This window comes from Candidatus Liberibacter sp. (assembly GCF_014048425.1).
Classification (GTDB): Bacteria; Pseudomonadota; Alphaproteobacteria; order Rhizobiales; family Rhizobiaceae; genus Liberibacter.
Genome location: NZ_JACETX010000029.1, coordinates 1 through 18,120, shown reverse-complemented (window position 1 = coordinate 18,120; position 18,120 = coordinate 1). Strand labels below are relative to the sequence as shown.

The following is an 18,120-nucleotide window of genomic DNA, read 5'->3' as shown; positions in this document are numbered from 1 at the left end:
CCTAAAACTTAATCCAAATATATCACCTCTCAATAAATCTACAAAATTTGACTCTAGGCCTTAAAAATTATATCCAACGAAAATAAAATTCGCCGCGTGCGCAATCATTTTACAGAACGTATCGATATATATCTGCATCAGACGCAAGATCTTCAATGTGTTGACGCACGTATTCAGCATCAATCACAACAACCTCTCCCTTTCGATCTGAAGCAGAAAAAGATATATCATCAAGCACACGCTCCATAACTGTTTGCAACCGACGGGCACCTATATCACCGACAGTGGAATTGAGATTAACAGCCACATCAGCAAGAGCATCAATCGAATCTTCCGTGAACTTCACGGCTACCTCCTCCGTCTTCATAAGCTCAACATACTGGACTATAAGATTGGATTCCGTCTCTGTTAAAATTAAACGAAAATCATCTCTAGTAAGAGATTTTAGTTTTACCCGAACTGGAAATCGCCCTTGCATTTCAGGCAAAAGATCAGAAGGACTAGATACATGAAATGCACCTGACGCAATAAAGAGAATATGTTCTGTTCTGACAGGACCATATTTTGTTGAAACTGTAGCCCCTTCCACTAATGGCAAAAGATCGCGCTGCACGCCTTCACGAGAAACCCCTATTCCGGATCCGGAATCTCGCGCTACTATCTTATCAATTTCATCTAAAAAAACTATTCCATTATTTTCAACTATTTGAATGCTTTCCCGCTGAACCGTTTCGGCATCAATCAATTGATCAGATTCATCTCGTATCAGCTCTGGATAACAATTTTGAACCGACATGCGCATCTTCTTTTTGCGCCCGCCCATTGCCTTGGAAAACAATTCTGAAAGGTTTAAAACCCCCACATTAGCACCCATTCCCGGAACATCAAAACCCGAAATCTCCGGAGATGACGTATCTGATACCTCTATTTCTATTTCTTTATCAGACATCTCACCATCACGAAGTTTTTTACGAAAAAGCTCTCGCGTTGAAGAAGAAGACCTGTCTCCAACAAGAGCATCTAGAATCCGCTCTTCTGCATTAAAAGTGGCTTTTTCTCGCACATCCTTGCGTCTTTTCTCACGAACAAGGCTAATTCCAACCTCAACAAGATCTCGAACTATCTGCTCAACATCACGCCCTACATATCCAATTTCAGTGAACTTTGTCGCCTCAACTTTAATAAAAGGAGCTCCTGCCAATTTCGCCAAACGACGCGAAACCTCTGTTTTCCCAACCCCCGTAGGACCGATAAGCAATATATTTTTTGGAATTACTTCATCACGCAAGTCCGAAGGTAATTGTTGACGTCGCCAACGATTCCTGAGCGCAATAGCTACAGCACGCTTTGCATCCTCTTGTCCAACAATATGCCGATCAAGCTCAGAAACAATTTCACGAGGAGAAAGATTTAACGTGAGCATAATCCATCCTATCAGTTGTTAACTTCTAATACCTCAACCACAATTTCTTGGTTAGTATAAACACAAATATCAGCCGCAATCGACATAGCTTCACGAGCAATTTCCTCAGCTGTTTTTTGCGTATTCATCAGAGCACGCGCCGCCGCAAGAGCATAAGAACCTCCTGAACCAATTGCCATAACTCCATGCTCTGGCTCAAGAACATCTCCCGTTCCCGTAATCACCAATGTTACTGTTTTATCGGCCATAAGAATCATAGCTTCAAGATTACGCAAATACTTATCCATACGCCAATCTTTGGCTAACTCAACCGATGCACGCAATAACTGGCCTGGATATTGCTCAAGTTTTTTTTCCAATCTCTCTACAAGAGCAAACGCATCTGCAGAAGCCCCTGCAAAGCCAGCTAGGATATTACCTTTTCCCAAGCGACGGACTTTTCGGGCATTACCCTTCATCACGGTATTTCCGAGACTCACTTGTCCATCACCGGCAATTACAACCTTACCACCCTTGCGTACTGCTAAAATCGTCGTAGCATACATCTTAAGAGCGGCATTATGCTCACTCATCGAAACCATTGTTACCTCAAACGCAGAAAATCAACTATCTTTTTGTAGGCATTATAGAAAGTATGATCTTAATTGCAATCTGATAAATTTTATTTCCGATATTATCCTTACCCTAGTCTTCAAATATATATTGGTGTTTATACGACTAAAAAACAGAAAATCAATTAAAAAACGCCCCTTAACATAATGGAAACTACGATCTTTCCCTTGGATGGAGATAACAATCCCTCAATATTAATTGATAATAATTTTTTGACCAATCTCTCCTGCCTTTCTCTCTTCAAATGAAAGAAAATGCAGGTCAACAGAGAGAATATTGCACCTATCCATTTCATCCTAAGAAACAATGATATCAAGAAGATATATCTTCTAGCCTGAAAATGTTTTTTATGCATCGTATATCTTTTCTAGAACTAGAAGATTTGATGCTGAATTGATCTTTTTCAAATAGGCACGTAAAAATTTTCAGACATTCCAAAAGGATATCTATCATTAAAAATATTATGTGGACGATTTTAATAGCTTTTATTATAGTGATAAAAAACCATAGAAAATTCGATCAAGAATCAACAAGATAGGAGATGAAATCTCTTTAGATTGGAAATAGTTGTGTACTGATTGAGCTTCTGATATTTTGCATAGATTTGATCATAATATTTCCTAGAGAGAACATCAAAATCCATTGAAATCAAGCATATACTCTCCCCATCACTTGTTTAGCATACATGAATGGGAAAAATCTCGTGGCGATACCCTGCTTACTTTATCAAAAGAAGATGTTGATCATTTGCGCTCTTTCAACGACCCAATCGATTTGGACGAGATCTGCCGAGTATATTTGCCTTTATCACGCCTGCTGTCAGATCACGTAGAATCCTCGAAAATTATTTTTAATAAACGCAAACAATTTTTGAATCTTCAGACACCCAATAAAACACCTTTTATTATCGGCATAGCAGGTCCAGTTGCAGTAGGAAAATCCACTATAGCTCGTGTTTTGAAACAATTATTAAAACGATGGACTTCTAATCCAAAAGTGAATCTTGTAACTACAGATGGCTTCCTTTTCCCTAACAACATTCTCAAAAATAAGGGACTTATGAAACGCAAAGGCTTTCCTGAAAGCTACGATTTAAGGAAGCTTCTGAAGTTTATTGCTGATATCCAGTCGGGAAAAGAAAAGGTACTGGCGCCACGATATTCTCATCTAAAATACAATATCATGCATGGAGAGTTTTATGAAATTATGCAACCAGATATATTAATCCTCGAAGGAATTAACGTATTACAACAGCAGCCTTTTCCAAAAGATGGCAAAATCATACCTATGGTATATGATTTCTTTGATTTCTCCATTTACATAGACGCCGATGAAAAATTGATACGCGAATGGTATCTAGATCGCTTCATCAAACTCAGAAACACCGCCTTTTCTAATCCAAATTCTTACTTTAACCGCTTTACACAAATAGAAGAGAACGAATCTCGAAAATTTGCAGAAAAAATATGGAAAGAGATAAATCTGCAAAATCTAAAACAAAACATCCTACCAACACGCAGACGTGCAAACCTTATTTTGCGCAAAGGGAAAAATCACCTTGTAGAAACAATAGAACTGAGAAAACTATAATCTCCAAACCTAACCTCATATTCTTTAACTCAAGCCCTAAAAACATGACGCCCTTTTATAAGATAAACACAAATCCTGATCCAATCGAAAGTACTTTTGCGTATATAATCCCCTCATTCAGCTATTTCAAATCAAATCCCAGGAGTTTAAAAAATCATATTGTAAAAATAATGTCTTTTAATCCTTTGATTTCAATGTGATAGAGCTATCAATCCTATCCTCAAATTTGGCAAAATTGCGCATAAACATCAACAGCAACTCTTTCGTTTGCAAGTCATAAGCCTCACCATCAGTCCACGTTTGCCGAGGATTGAGAACCGTTTTATCTATTCCCTTAACCTCTAATGGAACAAAAAATCCAAAATTTTCATCCACACGACATTGAACATCCTTGATAGTTCCATCAAGAATCGCATTCAACAAAGCACGTGTCACAGCTATTGGCATGCGATGTCCCGTTCCATACGAACCACCCGTCCAACCCGTATTAAGAAGCCAGCAGTCAGTATGATACTTTACGATATAATCCTTGAGGATATTGCCATATTGAACAGGATCTCGTGGCATAAAAGGAGCGCCAAAACACGCCGAGAAAGTGGCTTCAGGCTCCGTAATTCCTCTCTCCGTTCCCGCTACTTTAGCAGTATATCCAGAGAGAAAATAATATATAGCCTGTTCCGGAGTCAAGCGAGCAACCGGAGGCAATACCCCAAATGCATCAGCCACTAGCATGACTACATGTTTTGGATGTTCCGCCACACCTGCTTGGAAGTGATTTGGAATAAAGTTGAGAGGATACGCAGCACGGGTGTTTTCTGTAAGAGAATCGTCTTTAAAATCAGGTTGTCCACATTCATCTATCATAACATTCTCAAGAATTGTACCAAAACGACAGGATGCAGAAAAAATCTCCGGCTCCATCTCCCTAGAAAGATTAATAGCCTTTGCATAGCAACCACCTTCAAAATTGAAGACACCTTCTTCACTCCAAGCATGTTCATCATCACCTATCAGTCTTCGTTCGGAACTCGCTGAAAGTGTTGTCTTTCCCGTGCCAGACAAACCAAAAAACAATGCTACATCACCTTCTTTACCCATATTCGCAGAGCAGTGCATCGGCATAACCTTGCGTTCTGGAAAAACGTAGTTAAGATAGGTAAAGACTGATTTCTTTATTTCTCCAGCATATGAAGTCCCGCCTATCAATACTAACCCCGCATTTAAATCAAGCGCTATTACTGTCTCTGAACGACATCCATGCAGAGTGGGATTAACACGAAAATTTGGCAAAAATATTATCTGTAAATCCGGATCGAAAGAATGGTATGAGGAACCCTCTGACTGCCTCAATAAATTACGTATAAACAATGAGTGCCATGCATATTCCGTAACGACACGAATAGAAAACGCATTCTCTACATGGGAACCACTCATTAAATCTTGCACGAAGAGTTCTTTATCCTCAATATGATTTAACATATCTGCTTTCAGGACAGAAAAACAATCTGGAGAAATATGCTTGTTGCTTTCCCAAAATACATTGTTTTCGGTGTAATCATCGCGCACTATGAATTTATCAAGGGGGGAACGACCTGTATGGGATCCAGTTAATGCCCTTAATGCACCATGACAAGTAAGATTTGTCTTTTCCCGACGAATGGATTCTTCATAGAGCTTGCTTGTATTGAGATTATAATGAATACAAGATGCTCCTCCTAGATCAAACATGTTTCTCCTTTGGATATGATTTTTCTGAAGATCAAATCTCTCCATAAAATTGTTCCCTCTCCATCAATAAAAAACCTATAAGCATCTTAAAGTGCTATAGCCTAATATACAGAATATTACATTGTTGACAATAAACCATCTCATATTGTCTATTCTAAAAAACCAACCTTTAATGCTTTTAAATTTCATCTATTGATCAATTTTTCAGTCCTATTTAAAATAGCTTTTCTTGCGACATCTTCATAAAAAGCCTTTGGTTGAGAATGCTCATATAAACACTAATACGCATCGCTTTCCCTATAGAACAAGATCACACTCATTAATGTAGATAAACTTAGCAAGTGAGGCATCTATCCTTTCGACACTTGCGAGAATATCTTGTTTTTTATCTCTATTCTGAAGTTAATAAAGATCAGAAAATATTTGCTAGTTGTGATCAGCCCTTAAGTGAAGATAATGCTTTTTATGTTGCAGAATTAGCAAAGCGGGAATGTTAACTAATAGTAGCATGCATCATGCTAATTGTTGTAATTTTTATAGCTTTCAACAGACATGTTATACAAACATCTCATGAAAAGATCCTTTTGAAAGCACGTCCTTTTCCAGAGAAGAGCGGGTAACGATATATCGTTTGCGTCAAATTATAGTTAAGCGTCTAAAATACATTGGTTATGCAACCTCTTACAATGAAAAGGCACAGTCTCAAAGGAGTCTATTGATCCGGATTTTACAGTTAAAGCTGTTCTTTTTCCTCTATTCATGGAGAGTGTTAAGGCTTGAAGGAAATGTTGGAATGAGGATGGTGATTCATTCTCCCATGCTTGTTCTTCCGAACCCCTATGATCGTTCCTATTTCTGTTTTTTTAATTCTCAGCCTTTAACTATTTATCCCGCTTGAATACAAAGATGATCGTATCAATACTATGGAAATCTGCGAAACCTTTTGCTGTTTAATATTGGTATAATACTAATCAGATTTGAGAAAAAAAGTCGCTATTGGATTGTTCGTGAAGTCAAAAAAACCCGAATTTTCCTGAAGAGTCTATCCAATGCTTTTCCACCTGGCAAGCAAAGAGTCTTCTCCCATACGATATGTTTTTTCTTTGGAAAGGATGTTTGTCGCACTTTTTACTAACATTTCAGAGAAGCGTTTTTCTACAATTTTTACTGCCACATTGGATGTTTCTGCCGCTCCAACAGTTTTGGCAGAAGAGGTTATTATATCTTTCGCCAAACCTTTTTGAGATAATTTTACTACTTGTTCTGTAAATCTTTACTTCCCCTTGTATAACAATATTCATCTAGGATCGACCGCTCGAAAAGATGCTAATTTCTTATCCTCATAAGAAGGGGATCGCATAGCACTCTCATGCTCATGAGCGATATTTTACGTACACAATAAGAAAGGAACACTATAACGAAACTCCAAATTTTCCCTATTACAATAATAAAATTGAAAATTTGTTTTTGTTCTCTGCATAATCATAAAAAATCTTCATAATCGTATATGAAATAGAGAGCTTCACAATTGGCACCTATCCTGGAATACAACATCCTCAATAAAGCGTGTTTGTTTTTAGCAGATATCTCTTCGAAAAATATTCAGGATTTTGTCAACTTAACTAAAAATATGCGCTCATTTTATCCTTCAACCAAACGATTTGATGCCTAAAAAACTATGTAATAAAAATATACATTTCCGTGGAATTGGCGATCCGAGGACATAAATAAAAAAACATAGATTAAAATATTTAAATATCTTCTCTTCGACCAAAGGACTTTAGTCAAAATTCAGATCTTAGAAATAATTCGAATTGTTTTAAGCACGTGAAAAATCAATCAAAATAGAGAACGTTTTCAACAAAAACATAGAAAAGCATATACCTCTGTTTTAATGCCTATCCCAAATCTTATATATGCTTTAGAGATTGCGTGCAAAAGGCATGTCTTACTGCTAAAAAATTCAAGAATCGTTCCCAAATCGCATATATGGAATCTAAAATATATGAGCAAAAGGGATTTGGATCGTTCTAGGCATGGTTCCAAGTGCGCTCCGCAGTTTCGTAGGAATAGGAAATTTTTTGGTGGTTCTGCTTCCTCTAATAGTAGTCACGCGCTACCAAAAAAGATTCTTTTCATAGGCACTTTCGAAAAGTTATCACCCATGCCGCAAAAGAAATACAAATAAATCAATCCTGTCATACGAAATGTGGAAAAATTTGGTATAATACTTGTTCTGTCCTGTTAAATGCGACGGGAGCAATATTGCTTGCAAATTTTTCTTCTTTTAATCAAACCTATGTCTTCGAAAAACATGGACTTTCTTTCAGATCATGTGCCTTTGACTATGTCCGTTGAATATTATTCAATCGATCTAATCGTGTCATTGCAATATCATTAATGCCCGTTTCTCATGGAAAATCGCCGAAGTTTTTCGTTTCGCCTTGAAAAATGTAGTAATATCCCATATAGATGAATGAAAATGGATGCGATTTTCGGGGGGCTATACGTCTCTTTTTGGCGTTTTTGATATCCATATAAAATATTTCAATGATTTTCCATTTAGGCATCGGAATCCTTGGAAAAATCAATTGCTGCAAATACTAACGGGATAGTTATGCATTCATTTAAGCTAGGGAAAATCCTCAAAGCCTATACTTTATGTTTTTCAGAATCTCTAAATACGGTTTTATAAAGTATCTAATATCATTTTATAATTCTGATTAAATCCCATTCCAAAACCAAAAAGGGAAACAATTATGAGAATACCTATCATCCCTAAAATCGACAAAAAATATTTTTATCCTTGATCCACATAAGTTTTGATAAAAAAGAGCAAAATAAGTTCATGAAAAGTTCCAAAAGAGTATACAAAAACCTCACAACGAACGATATACAAGAATTCGTTAATAATACCCGTTACTGAAATCTACTCAAAAGACGATATTAACCTTTGATAGCTTCTTAAAAGTAGTAGGCAACATTAAAAATGGTGACAGATATAGACATGACAGGAATGGATATCGGAACAAGTATTTGGTGGATGTTCTCCTCTTATAAGATGGCAATCTTTATCCCGATAGTTGGGATATTCTTGGTAACCATTATTCCTATTGTTTTACTGGTGCAACAGAGGAATGCTCTCGCAAAGCAATTAACTGAGGTATACTCATCTCTTTCCGAAACCTATCATCAACTATCAAAATACCAATCGTTAATAACCGATAGTAGTTACCGTATCGTTGTATGGGATGGAGACGAAGAAATCCCTGAAATTATTGGACAACTTCCTCCAGAAACAAATATTCCCCAAAAAGACTCCGATTTTCTATCTTTTGAAGATTGGCTGAAACCCCATGATTATACAAGATTATCCAAAGCATTAGAAGAACTGCGTGAAGATGGAAAAACTTTTGATCTTTTACTAGAAAGCCAAGGGAATTGTGTCATTAGAACAGAAGGGAGAGTATCAGGAAGCTATGCTTTTCTGCGAGTTATTACACTGGATGGAATATATGCAGAGTTAGCGGAAACTACTTTAAAATACAATAAACTGATTAGTTGCAAATCGGTTTTAAAACTACTGTTAAATTCACTCGATTCTCCAGTATGGCAACGCGATCAACGAGGAAAACTTATTTGGGAAAGTAATAGCTTTAGAAAAAACGCAGAAGAGTCCGCTTCTCAGAAAAAAATTTTCGGAAAGCGTGAATTTCTCGATGAAGAAGTCAGAAAACGAATACTATCATCTACTAAATCAGGAGAAAAGTTTTGCGAAACAATCTCCTGCATTGAGAATGGAATACTTAAATCCTATAAGATAATCAATGTTACTAATGCTTTTGGAGAAGCTGGTATTGCTATCGATGTATCCCGGGAGACAGAAGCTACCGACCAATTAACGCGCACATATGAAACACTGCATCACCTGACTGTTGCCATAGCCATATTCGATAAAAATCGCTGTTTGCAATTCTATAATCAGTCTTTTATGCAGTTATGGGAAATGAATATTAATTTCTTAAGCTCCAATCCGAGCAATGATGAATTACTTGAGCTTTTGCGATCTTTAAGCAAATTACCAGAACAACTTAATTGGAAAAGCTGGAAAGAAAACGTTTTTTCCGTCTATGTGTCTTCCCAAACTTATAAAGATACTTGGCATTTACCCAGTGGACAAACACTTCGCGTCATAGCAGTTCCTCTTCCGCAAGGAGGAGCAATCTGGATGTTCGAAAATCTAACAGCCCAAGTTAATCTCCAAACAAAATACAATACCCTCGTCAAGGTTCAAGGAGAAACTATAGATCACTTATCTGAAGGGGTCGCTGTCTTTGGCCCAGATGGCAAAATAAAATTATCAAATCCTGCATTTCGGTTTTTATGGGAAATACAAGAAGAGCAGGTATTGCCAGGAACACATATCCGTAATATCGCTATAACATGCTCAAAAAACTACAATCAACCTGATGATTGGGATTTGTTCGTGACGGTAATCACGAGTTTTGAGGATGAACGAAAATCCTTCAAAGGAACTCTTGAACTCTTATCCGATTTAGTCCTTGAGTATGCCGTTATCCCCCTGCCAAATGCACAGACCATGTTAACTTTTGTCAACGTAACCGACTCAGTAAGAGCAGAAAGAGCGTTAACTGAAAAAAATGAGGCTTTGCGCAAAGCAGATGAAATAAAAAACAATTTCGTTCAGCATGTATCATACGAGTTACGCTCTCCTCTAACAAACATCATCGGATTTACAGATTTGCTTAAAAAAGCCCAATTGGGAAGCCTGAATGCCAGGCAATCAGAATACGTTGAGTATATATCGAATTCATCATCACTATTATTAAACCTAGTAAATGATATTCTTGATCTTGCTACCGTTGATGCAGGTATCATGAAGTTAAATTATAGCGAAATTGATATAGATGATCTTTTGGATGAAGTTACAAAATGCGTTGCCAATAAAATGCATGAAAGCGATATAACTTTAAAGGTCTTTTCTCAAGGAAAACTCAACTCCATCGAAGCCGATCGACAGAGATTGATTCAAATCTTTGTGAAGCTACTCAGTAATGCTACAGATTTTTCTCCTAGAGGCTCAATCGTCACTCTGAAATCGTCTCAGGATGGCAATGATTTCGTTTTTTCAGTAACAAATAATGGTCCAGAAATCCCTGAAGATATGATCGATAGTGTATTTAACAGATTTTTTTCAGATTCACATCATGGGAAACGCAGAGGGGCAGGCTTAGGTTTATCTATCGTCAAAAGTTTTCTCAGTCTCCATGGTGGTACAGCCTCTATTAAAAGTACCGCTGAAGGAGGGACAACTATTACTTGTCGCATTCCATTTAAAAAACCGCAATGATACTTCGTCTCGATGTTTTTCCTTATGCAAGATTCCATGACCATTTCTCTTTCGTGTGAAAGAGATACTATTCGCCTCGGCAATAACATAGCCCGTATACTCAAACTTAGAGATTGCATATCTTTGTCAGGCGATATCGGCTCAGGAAAAAGCTTTTTGGCACGTTCCATAATACGTTTTTTAACAAAAAACGAGAAGCTTGAGGTCCTGAGTCCTACCTTTACCTTAGTGCAAATTTATGACGCTAAGATACCAATAGCTCATTTCGATTTTTATCGACTATCCGGACCCCAAGATTTTTTTGAAATAGGATTCGATGAAACTTTACATGAAGGGATATGCATTGTTGAGTGGCCTGAGAGGGGAGAGGAATTTCTGCCTACTCATCGTATTCGCATTCATCTTGACCAAGAAGGCACAGGAAGGACAGCGACTATCTCAGCTAAGAATTCCATAATAAAGTCACTGAAAATTCTGGTTTTTGCTGAAAAATGATTTAAGGAATATGCGACTTTGACTTATCTTTCTACCACTCATCCTAAGTTTTATGAAGGCAGAAACTCTTTTCCAAGGAATTGTTGATATTTTCAAAATTTTACAACAGGTTAGTAATATTGATTCTCTATTTTCCCATCTCTTTAATGCATTTACTGGAAGTATACAGTATAGTAAACTAGAAGTATACAGTATAGTAAATAAGAATTATACAGTATGCCTGATAACGAAACACCTACAAAAACAAGCGACAATTCTAATTCCTTATTATTTATTTCGACAAATCAATGAGGCTTTGTTTTTGCTCAAGAGATTGAGGATTTGTGTCTTTCATAAGACATAATATCGAAACCAGGAAATTGGACAGAAAATCGCGCATACAATAAATAGGTGTCCATAAAAAAAATGAAAAATCAGAAACCGAATGTCTTTACCATTGCACCTTATTCTTCCTTTCTCCGAGAACTCGCTTCATCCCTCTTGAATGGCCAATTAATAAAAAACTTTCAATATGATCCATCTAATCCGCTTTCTTTAGCTTCTGTTACAATTTACGTGCCAACAAAACATGCAGTCCAATCCTTACGCTCAGAATTTTTCGAAATAATAGGCAAAAAATCTATAATTTTACCTATAATAAAACCATTGGGTGACGTTCTCGAAGGGGGTGCTCCCCTTAATGCAGATTTGCCTTTATTGTCCGAGATTAATCCTCCCCTCTCTGGTATACAACGCCTTCTAGAATTAGCGCGTTTAATTATAGCTTGGCGAGAACGATTGCCAGATTCAATACGTGATATCCATCCTGAATCGCCACTAAGCTTGCCGACAAGTCCTACAGATGCTATTTGGCTCGCAAAAAATTTAGCAACAGTCATTGATATTATTGAAACAGAGGAAAAAGATTGGGAAAATCTGCATTCACTTGAAAATGCAAAATACGGTAAATGGTGGTTTCTTACGTTAGAGTTTTTGAAAATTGCCAGCAAATATTGGACAGAAAGGCTCTCCGAACTCAACGCTTCTTCCCCAACCCATTACCACATTGCACTTATGCATGCTGAAGCCGAACATATTTTAAAGAAAAGAACAAAGGGACCTGTAATTATTGCAGGATCAACGGGATCCATACCAGCAACGGCAAGATTGATGTCAGTAATAGCCAATGAACCTAACGGTGTGATAGTTCTACCAGGTCTTGATATGTCCATGCCTGAAAACATCTGGAATACAATGATTGCTCAATCCAACAATGCCGAAAAAACGGATTCCAGCTACTCAATGCATCCTCAATACTCCCTGGCCAAGATTCTTCATTTCTTGAATATCAAACGCCAAGATGTGCAATTCCTAGGCAATGTTGATGAAGAAATGCGTTTGCGTTCAAACATACTTTCAAGGGCATTATTCCCCTCAGAAAATTCTGATTCGTATAATAAAAAAAAATTAGAAGACATCATTCCTAATATTAATCAAGCTTTTGCCGATGTAGCATTTATTGAATCAGAAAACGAACGAGAAGAAGCAATAGCTATAGCCATAGCACTGAGAATATCTCTCGAAAAACCCGGAGAAAATAATAAAAAATCAAAATCCGCCTTAATAACCGCTGATCGTTGTCTAGCGCATCGCGTAAAATTAGAATTAACACGCTTTGGTATAGATATTGATATTTCTGCAGGTATCCCGTTATCGGCTACACTACAAGGTTCTATTCTGAAAATACTTTTAGACGCGACCTTGAAATCCAATGATCCCGTAGCTATAGCAATTTTCATTAAACATCCTTTGGCAAGGTTTGGATTTCCCATAGAGGATCTATCCAGAGCAAAGAATGCACTGGAACTTATTGCACTGCGAGGACAAAGATGTTTTTACGGTATCATGGAATTAAAATCTATCGTTCAGGAAAAAATTTCTGAACATAAAAAAAACCAATATCCTCCTCATTGGCGTTCTCGTCTCTCCGAAGAAGATGAAGATCTTGCCTTAAAACTAGCAGATAAAATCGTAGAATCCGTGATGCCTCTTGCCGATAAAATGAGCAAAAATCCTTCGATTAGTAGTTTTAGTACATTAGATTGGATAGAATCTACAATTATTTGTTTGGAAAATATCTTCCTCAATACAAGTGATAATTCTGAAAATTTATGGACTGGGAAAGAAGGAAAAGCCTTGTATTCTTTCTTTTCCAAAATCATTGAATCTGGTCACTGTATACAAGCCAACCCTTCTGAATGGATAGGTATAGTAGCTGCATTAATTGCTGGAGAATCGGTTAAACCCGAAACAGAAAAATCCTCTCGTATTTTTATACTTGGAACGCTGGAATCTAGATTGCTGAATTTTGACACGCTAATATTAGGTGGTCTTAACGAAGGAGTATGGCCGAGTCACATACCTAAAAATCCTTTCCTATCAAGAATGATGCAAAATGATTTGGGTCTGGAAACAGCCGAAAAGCGCATTGGTCAAGCTGCTCACGACTTCGCAATGGCAAATGGGACACGTCGTCTCATATATACTCGCTCTATACGCGAAAACAATATTCCAACAGTTGCATCACGCTGGCTAAAACGCCTTTTGGCACTTGGAGGGAATACCTTTTGGGATGATCTCAAAAAAAGAGGACAATGCTATCTAGATTGGACTAGACATCTTGATGTCAACATTAGCACGCAACAAGATCTTTCCAAGCGCCCAAGGCCTTTCCCACCTCGAGAGATACAACCAAAAACTTTTTCTTTTTCAGAAATTAAAAACCTTATAAGTGATCCATATGCTATTTATGCAAAGAAAATCCTCAAATTAGATCCTCTTCCCTTATTAAAAAACGATCCTGATAAAAAACACCTTGGTATCTTTTTTCACAAAATGATTTCGATACTTATACAGCAAAAATTCAATAAAAATACGCCCGAAATAGTGTCTACTATGAATAAAGTTATAGATTCTTCTTTTGAAGAAGAGAAATTGCCACCACATATTGATGTCATTTGGCGTCATCGTTTTCGTAAAATAGCCTATGCTTTTCTTTTATATGAAAAAGAACATCAATCTTCTATCGAACAGGTTTTTTGCGAGATTCAAGCAAGATTGAATATAGAAACCATCGGAATTAAACTGACTGGCCGTGCCGATCGCATTAACATACTAACATCAGGAGATGCTGATATCATAGATTATAAAACCGGTGTCCCCCCTTTAAAAGAGGCGAAAAACCTTGTTGATCCACAACTAGCCTTAGAAGCAGCTGCTCTTCAAGCTGGAGCTTTTTTAGGCATTGGTCGTCTAAAAGTCAATAATCTTCTCTATATACGTTTGAATGAACAACTTAAAAAGGATTGTATTGATAATATCTCCGTAGATAGCCTTGTCGAAAAGGCTCTAGAGCAATTGATTCGATTTGTAAAACTTTTACAGGATGGCAAGAATCCATTCATATCGCATTTACGCCCTTCAAAGAAGGGCAACTTCCCTATTATGGGAGAATATGATCATCTCGCTCGCGTGGATGAATGGAAAGAACCCGATGAAAACTGATTATCCCTTAAAAGATGTTTTTGATTTAGAACATCGTATTTCTCAAACAAAGTTACGACAATTAGAAGCTTCAGATCCCACACGTTCTGTATGGGTTTCTGCTAATGCAGGATCTGGTAAGACGTACGTCCTAGTTCAACGAGTTCTACGGCTCCTCCTTGCGGGATACAATCCCTCTTCCCTCTTATGTCTTACATATACAAATGCTGCTACTGCAGAAATGTCGAATCGTGTTTTTGAAAAGCTCACGGAATGGTCTCATCTATCAGATGAAAAACTTGCTGAAGATATTACGAAGATACAAGGAGAAAAACCAGATAAGAGCCAATTATCAAAAGCACAGAATCTTCTGACCAAGACTCTTGAAACTCCTGGTGGATTGAAAATTCAAACTATTCACGCCTTTTGCGAAGCAATCCTTCAACAATTCCCATTAGAATCGAATATTGCAGGAGATTTCTCCGTTATAGGAGATAATCAGTCAAAAAAACTTAAAGATGAAGCAAAAAAATCAACGCTTGCATCTATTATGATGGGAAATGATAAAGAACTCGAAAAATCTTTTTCTGAAATACTCGAATTTGCTGAAATACTCGAATGGGAAAGCGGAAACAAACTTGAAGAGTTAATGTCTGATGCTATTGAGCATAGAAATGATATCAATCGTTTTTTTTCTTTCGCAAATAAAAATGGTGGAACGGAAAAATTACTAAGAAAGCGTTTCGGTTTTTCCATTGATGAAAGTGATGACAAAATCTATAAAGATTCTTGGCCATTGCCAGATTTAAAAGGTGAAGATTTAGAAAAGTATATCTCGCTGTCTAAGGAATATGGTAGCACAACAGACTTAAAAACAGCAAGTATCCTTGAACAAATCCCTAAAGAAAATTCTCCCACAAAACGTTTTAAGCTCTTATCCAATCTTTTTCTAACACAAAAAGGTTCGCACATACAAAAAAGACCTGTTACTACTATAATTTTGAAAAAAGATCCTTGTTTTAAAGAAAAATTTGAAAAATCTCGGGAATGGTTTGACCGTTTGCACACATATCAGATACTAAAAATGACGTTAGCATCATTAACTTTAGCCGATAATATACTCTCAAACTATCAAAAATTAAAAAAACAATTTTTTTCTCTCGATTTCAATGATCTTATTATCTATACAAACGATCTCCTTAAAAAAACCGAAGTCAGTGCTTGGGTACGCTATAAACTAGATCAAGAAATTAATCACATACTCCTTGATGAAGTTCAAGATACCAGCCTCATTCAATGGGATGTGATTCGTTCTTTAACTGAAGATTTCTTCGTTGGACACAATGCACATTTAAATCTACGCACATTTTTTGCAGTAGGCGACGAAAAACAATCTATTTATGCTTTTCAAGGCGTCATACCAACTCAATTTTCCCGTGAACGAGAGATTTATAGAAAGCGTATTACAGATGCAGGAGAAAAATTCTCTGCAATAGAACTCCAATCATCTTTTCGATCAACTGCCGATATACTAACTGCTGTGGATAAAGTATTCTCTATTGAAGAAAATGCACAAGGACTTAGCGCCGATCAAGCGAATATCGTTCATTTTTCTAATCGCATAGGACACTCTGGAAGCGTTCATCTTTGGGACAAAGCTGGTCCAGATAATTCCCCTTCTCCCTCCGAAAAAGATGATTGGAATGTTTACTTTGATTACACTCCAAAAGAATCTCCATCTTCTATTCTTGCGCGACGTATTGCCAATAAAATATCGGATATGATCGGTTCTGAAACCATCATTAGCAAGGGGAAAAAAAGGCTTATACGTGCTGAAGATATCCTAATATTAGTGCGAAAGCGTACTTCTTTCATAGCATGCCTTACTAAATTTCTCGAAAATGATAATAAAATCCCTGTTTCTGGAAGAGATAACTTCCCTATTACAGATCATCTTGCTATAAAAGATTTGATTGCCCTTGGAAAATTTATGTTATCCCAAGAGGATGATTTGTCTTTAGCTTCTCTCCTTAAAAGCCCTATATTTAGTCTTTCCGAAGATGACATCTTTGAAATATGTGCAAAACGCACAAAAACAGAAACTGTTTATTCTCATTTGACGAAACTCGCCAATGATGGAATGTCTAAATTTCGTCATATACATGAAACTCTACGCGAATTACTCACTCTTTCACAGTCTTACTCAACCTATGATTTTTTTTCATTAGTACTAGGATCAAAAAGTGGAAGGAAAAAATTTATTTCGCGTTTTGGCAATGAAGTCCTTGATGTTTTAGATGAATTTCTGAAATTTGCGCTCAAAAACGAACAAAATAATTCCTCTCATATGCAAGAATTTATATCAGAATTAGAACATTATCCGCCTGAACTTAAAAGGAAAGAATGTCTAAATCATAATAAAGTACGTATAATGACCGTACATGCTTCCAAAGGACTTGAATCTCCAGTGGTTTTCCTCGTTGATGACGGAAGCGAAGTTTCTCCCAGCAAAAATAGAAAAAAAATGCAAATTATTTCTTCTGATAGTGAAGAATATCCTGAAACGCCAGCATGGTTTCTAAAACTTCATAAAGACCATTCCCTTAGACCAGACCATTCCCTTGAGCTCGTTTCTGAGCACATAAAGCGTCAAATGACAGAAGAAAAAGAAGAATATCATCGTCTTCTATACGTTGGAATGACACGTGCTTCTGATAAGCTGATCGTTTGCGGTTATAATAGCAATAAAACAAAAGAAAAAAGAACATGGTGGGATATGGTTTTTAACGCTTTCCATGAAGACGAAAACTTCAAGGAAGTAACCTTAAAAACCTCTCACAATATAGATGAATGGAAAGGATGGGAATGGCGTGTTACTTGTGATGATAATATAAGTTTGCAAGAAGAACCATCTAGCACCAAATTACATCACACAGAAGAACTCCCAAAAGAACTTTTCTCCCCTTCAAAAGATGAAATAGAAAAGCAAAATATTTTAAATCCATCAACAATAGAAGAAAGAAAAAATCCTGTATTATTAACATCTCGGCTCTTTGAGAAAAATTCTCGTGATAATTATGCTCTCAAGCGTGGATCTCTTATCCATAGACTTCTACAAGTAGTCTTTGACCTGCCTTTAGAAAAACGCAATGAATATGTTGTATCGTACTGCGAAAAAAATATGAGGTTTTGGTCTACACTGGAACGCGAAAAATTAGTTTCATCTATCAAGATTCTTTTAAACCACCCAATGGTATCACTAGATTCGTCTTTTGATACTCTTGCCGAAGTTGCAATTTTTGGAAAAATTAATTACTCAAAAAGAGAGTATTTCATATCTGGACGCGTTGATAGAATATCAATTTCAGAGAATAACGTC

At 36.8% G+C, this 18,120-nt stretch carries 9 protein-coding genes; 6 read left to right on the top strand and 3 right to left on the bottom strand.

Annotated features, from left to right (window positions below; translation table 11 throughout):
- Positions 1-109: 109 nt before the first annotated feature.
- Both hslU and hslV read right to left on the bottom strand, forming a co-directional pair.
- Positions 110-1,423 carry an ATP-dependent protease ATPase subunit HslU gene (gene hslU / locus H0G72_RS04125; protein WP_182017517.1) on the bottom strand — a complete coding sequence of 438 codons (1,314 nt, stop codon included), beginning with the start codon at positions 1,421-1,423 and terminating at the stop codon, positions 110-112.
- 11 nt (positions 1,424-1,434) lie between these two features.
- The gene (gene hslV / locus H0G72_RS04120) at positions 1,435-1,995 is read right to left on the bottom strand and encodes an ATP-dependent protease subunit HslV (protein WP_182017516.1); all 561 of its coding nucleotides are present in this window, start codon (positions 1,993-1,995) and stop codon (positions 1,435-1,437) included.
- A 682-nt stretch (positions 1,996-2,677) separates the two neighbouring features.
- On the opposite strand from hslV, the gene coaA reads away from it, so the two are divergent.
- Positions 2,678-3,625 carry a type I pantothenate kinase gene (coaA, locus tag H0G72_RS04115; protein ID WP_182017515.1) on the top strand — a complete coding sequence of 316 codons (948 nt, stop codon included), beginning with the start codon at positions 2,678-2,680 and terminating at the stop codon, positions 3,623-3,625.
- Positions 3,626-3,802: 177 nt separating this feature from the next.
- Here the strand turns inward: coaA and H0G72_RS04110 are convergent, their stop codons facing one another.
- Positions 3,803-5,398 (bottom strand): phosphoenolpyruvate carboxykinase, encoded by a 1,596-nt coding sequence (locus H0G72_RS04110; RefSeq protein ID WP_182017514.1) that lies wholly within the window; start codon positions 5,396-5,398, stop codon positions 3,803-3,805.
- A 1,004-nt stretch (positions 5,399-6,402) separates the two neighbouring features.
- Between H0G72_RS04110 and H0G72_RS04105 the strand changes: the two genes are divergently transcribed.
- The 5 genes from H0G72_RS04105 to addA all read left to right on the top strand — a co-directional run.
- Positions 6,403-6,597, top strand: coding sequence for a hypothetical protein (locus tag H0G72_RS04105; RefSeq protein WP_182017513.1), 195 nt, complete (start codon positions 6,403-6,405; stop codon positions 6,595-6,597).
- 1,745 nt (positions 6,598-8,342) lie between these two features.
- Positions 8,343-10,724 (top strand): PAS domain-containing sensor histidine kinase, encoded by a 2,382-nt coding sequence (locus H0G72_RS04100; protein ID WP_182017512.1) that lies wholly within the window; start codon positions 8,343-8,345, stop codon positions 10,722-10,724.
- Positions 10,725-10,736: 12 nt separating this feature from the next.
- On the top strand, positions 10,737-11,219 hold the full coding sequence (gene tsaE, locus H0G72_RS04095; protein WP_182017511.1) for a tRNA (adenosine(37)-N6)-threonylcarbamoyltransferase complex ATPase subunit type 1 TsaE: 483 nt from the start codon (positions 10,737-10,739) through the stop codon (positions 11,217-11,219).
- Between the two features lie 405 nt (positions 11,220-11,624).
- Positions 11,625-14,762: a double-strand break repair protein AddB gene (addB, locus tag H0G72_RS04090; RefSeq protein ID WP_182017510.1), complete on the top strand. Its 3,138-nt coding sequence runs from the start codon at positions 11,625-11,627 to the stop codon at positions 14,760-14,762.
- Positions 14,752-18,120, top strand: a 3,369-nt coding sequence (gene addA / locus H0G72_RS04085; RefSeq protein ID WP_182017509.1) for a double-strand break repair helicase AddA, incomplete at its 3' end; no start/stop codon positions are given. The genes addB and addA, both read left to right, overlap by 11 nt.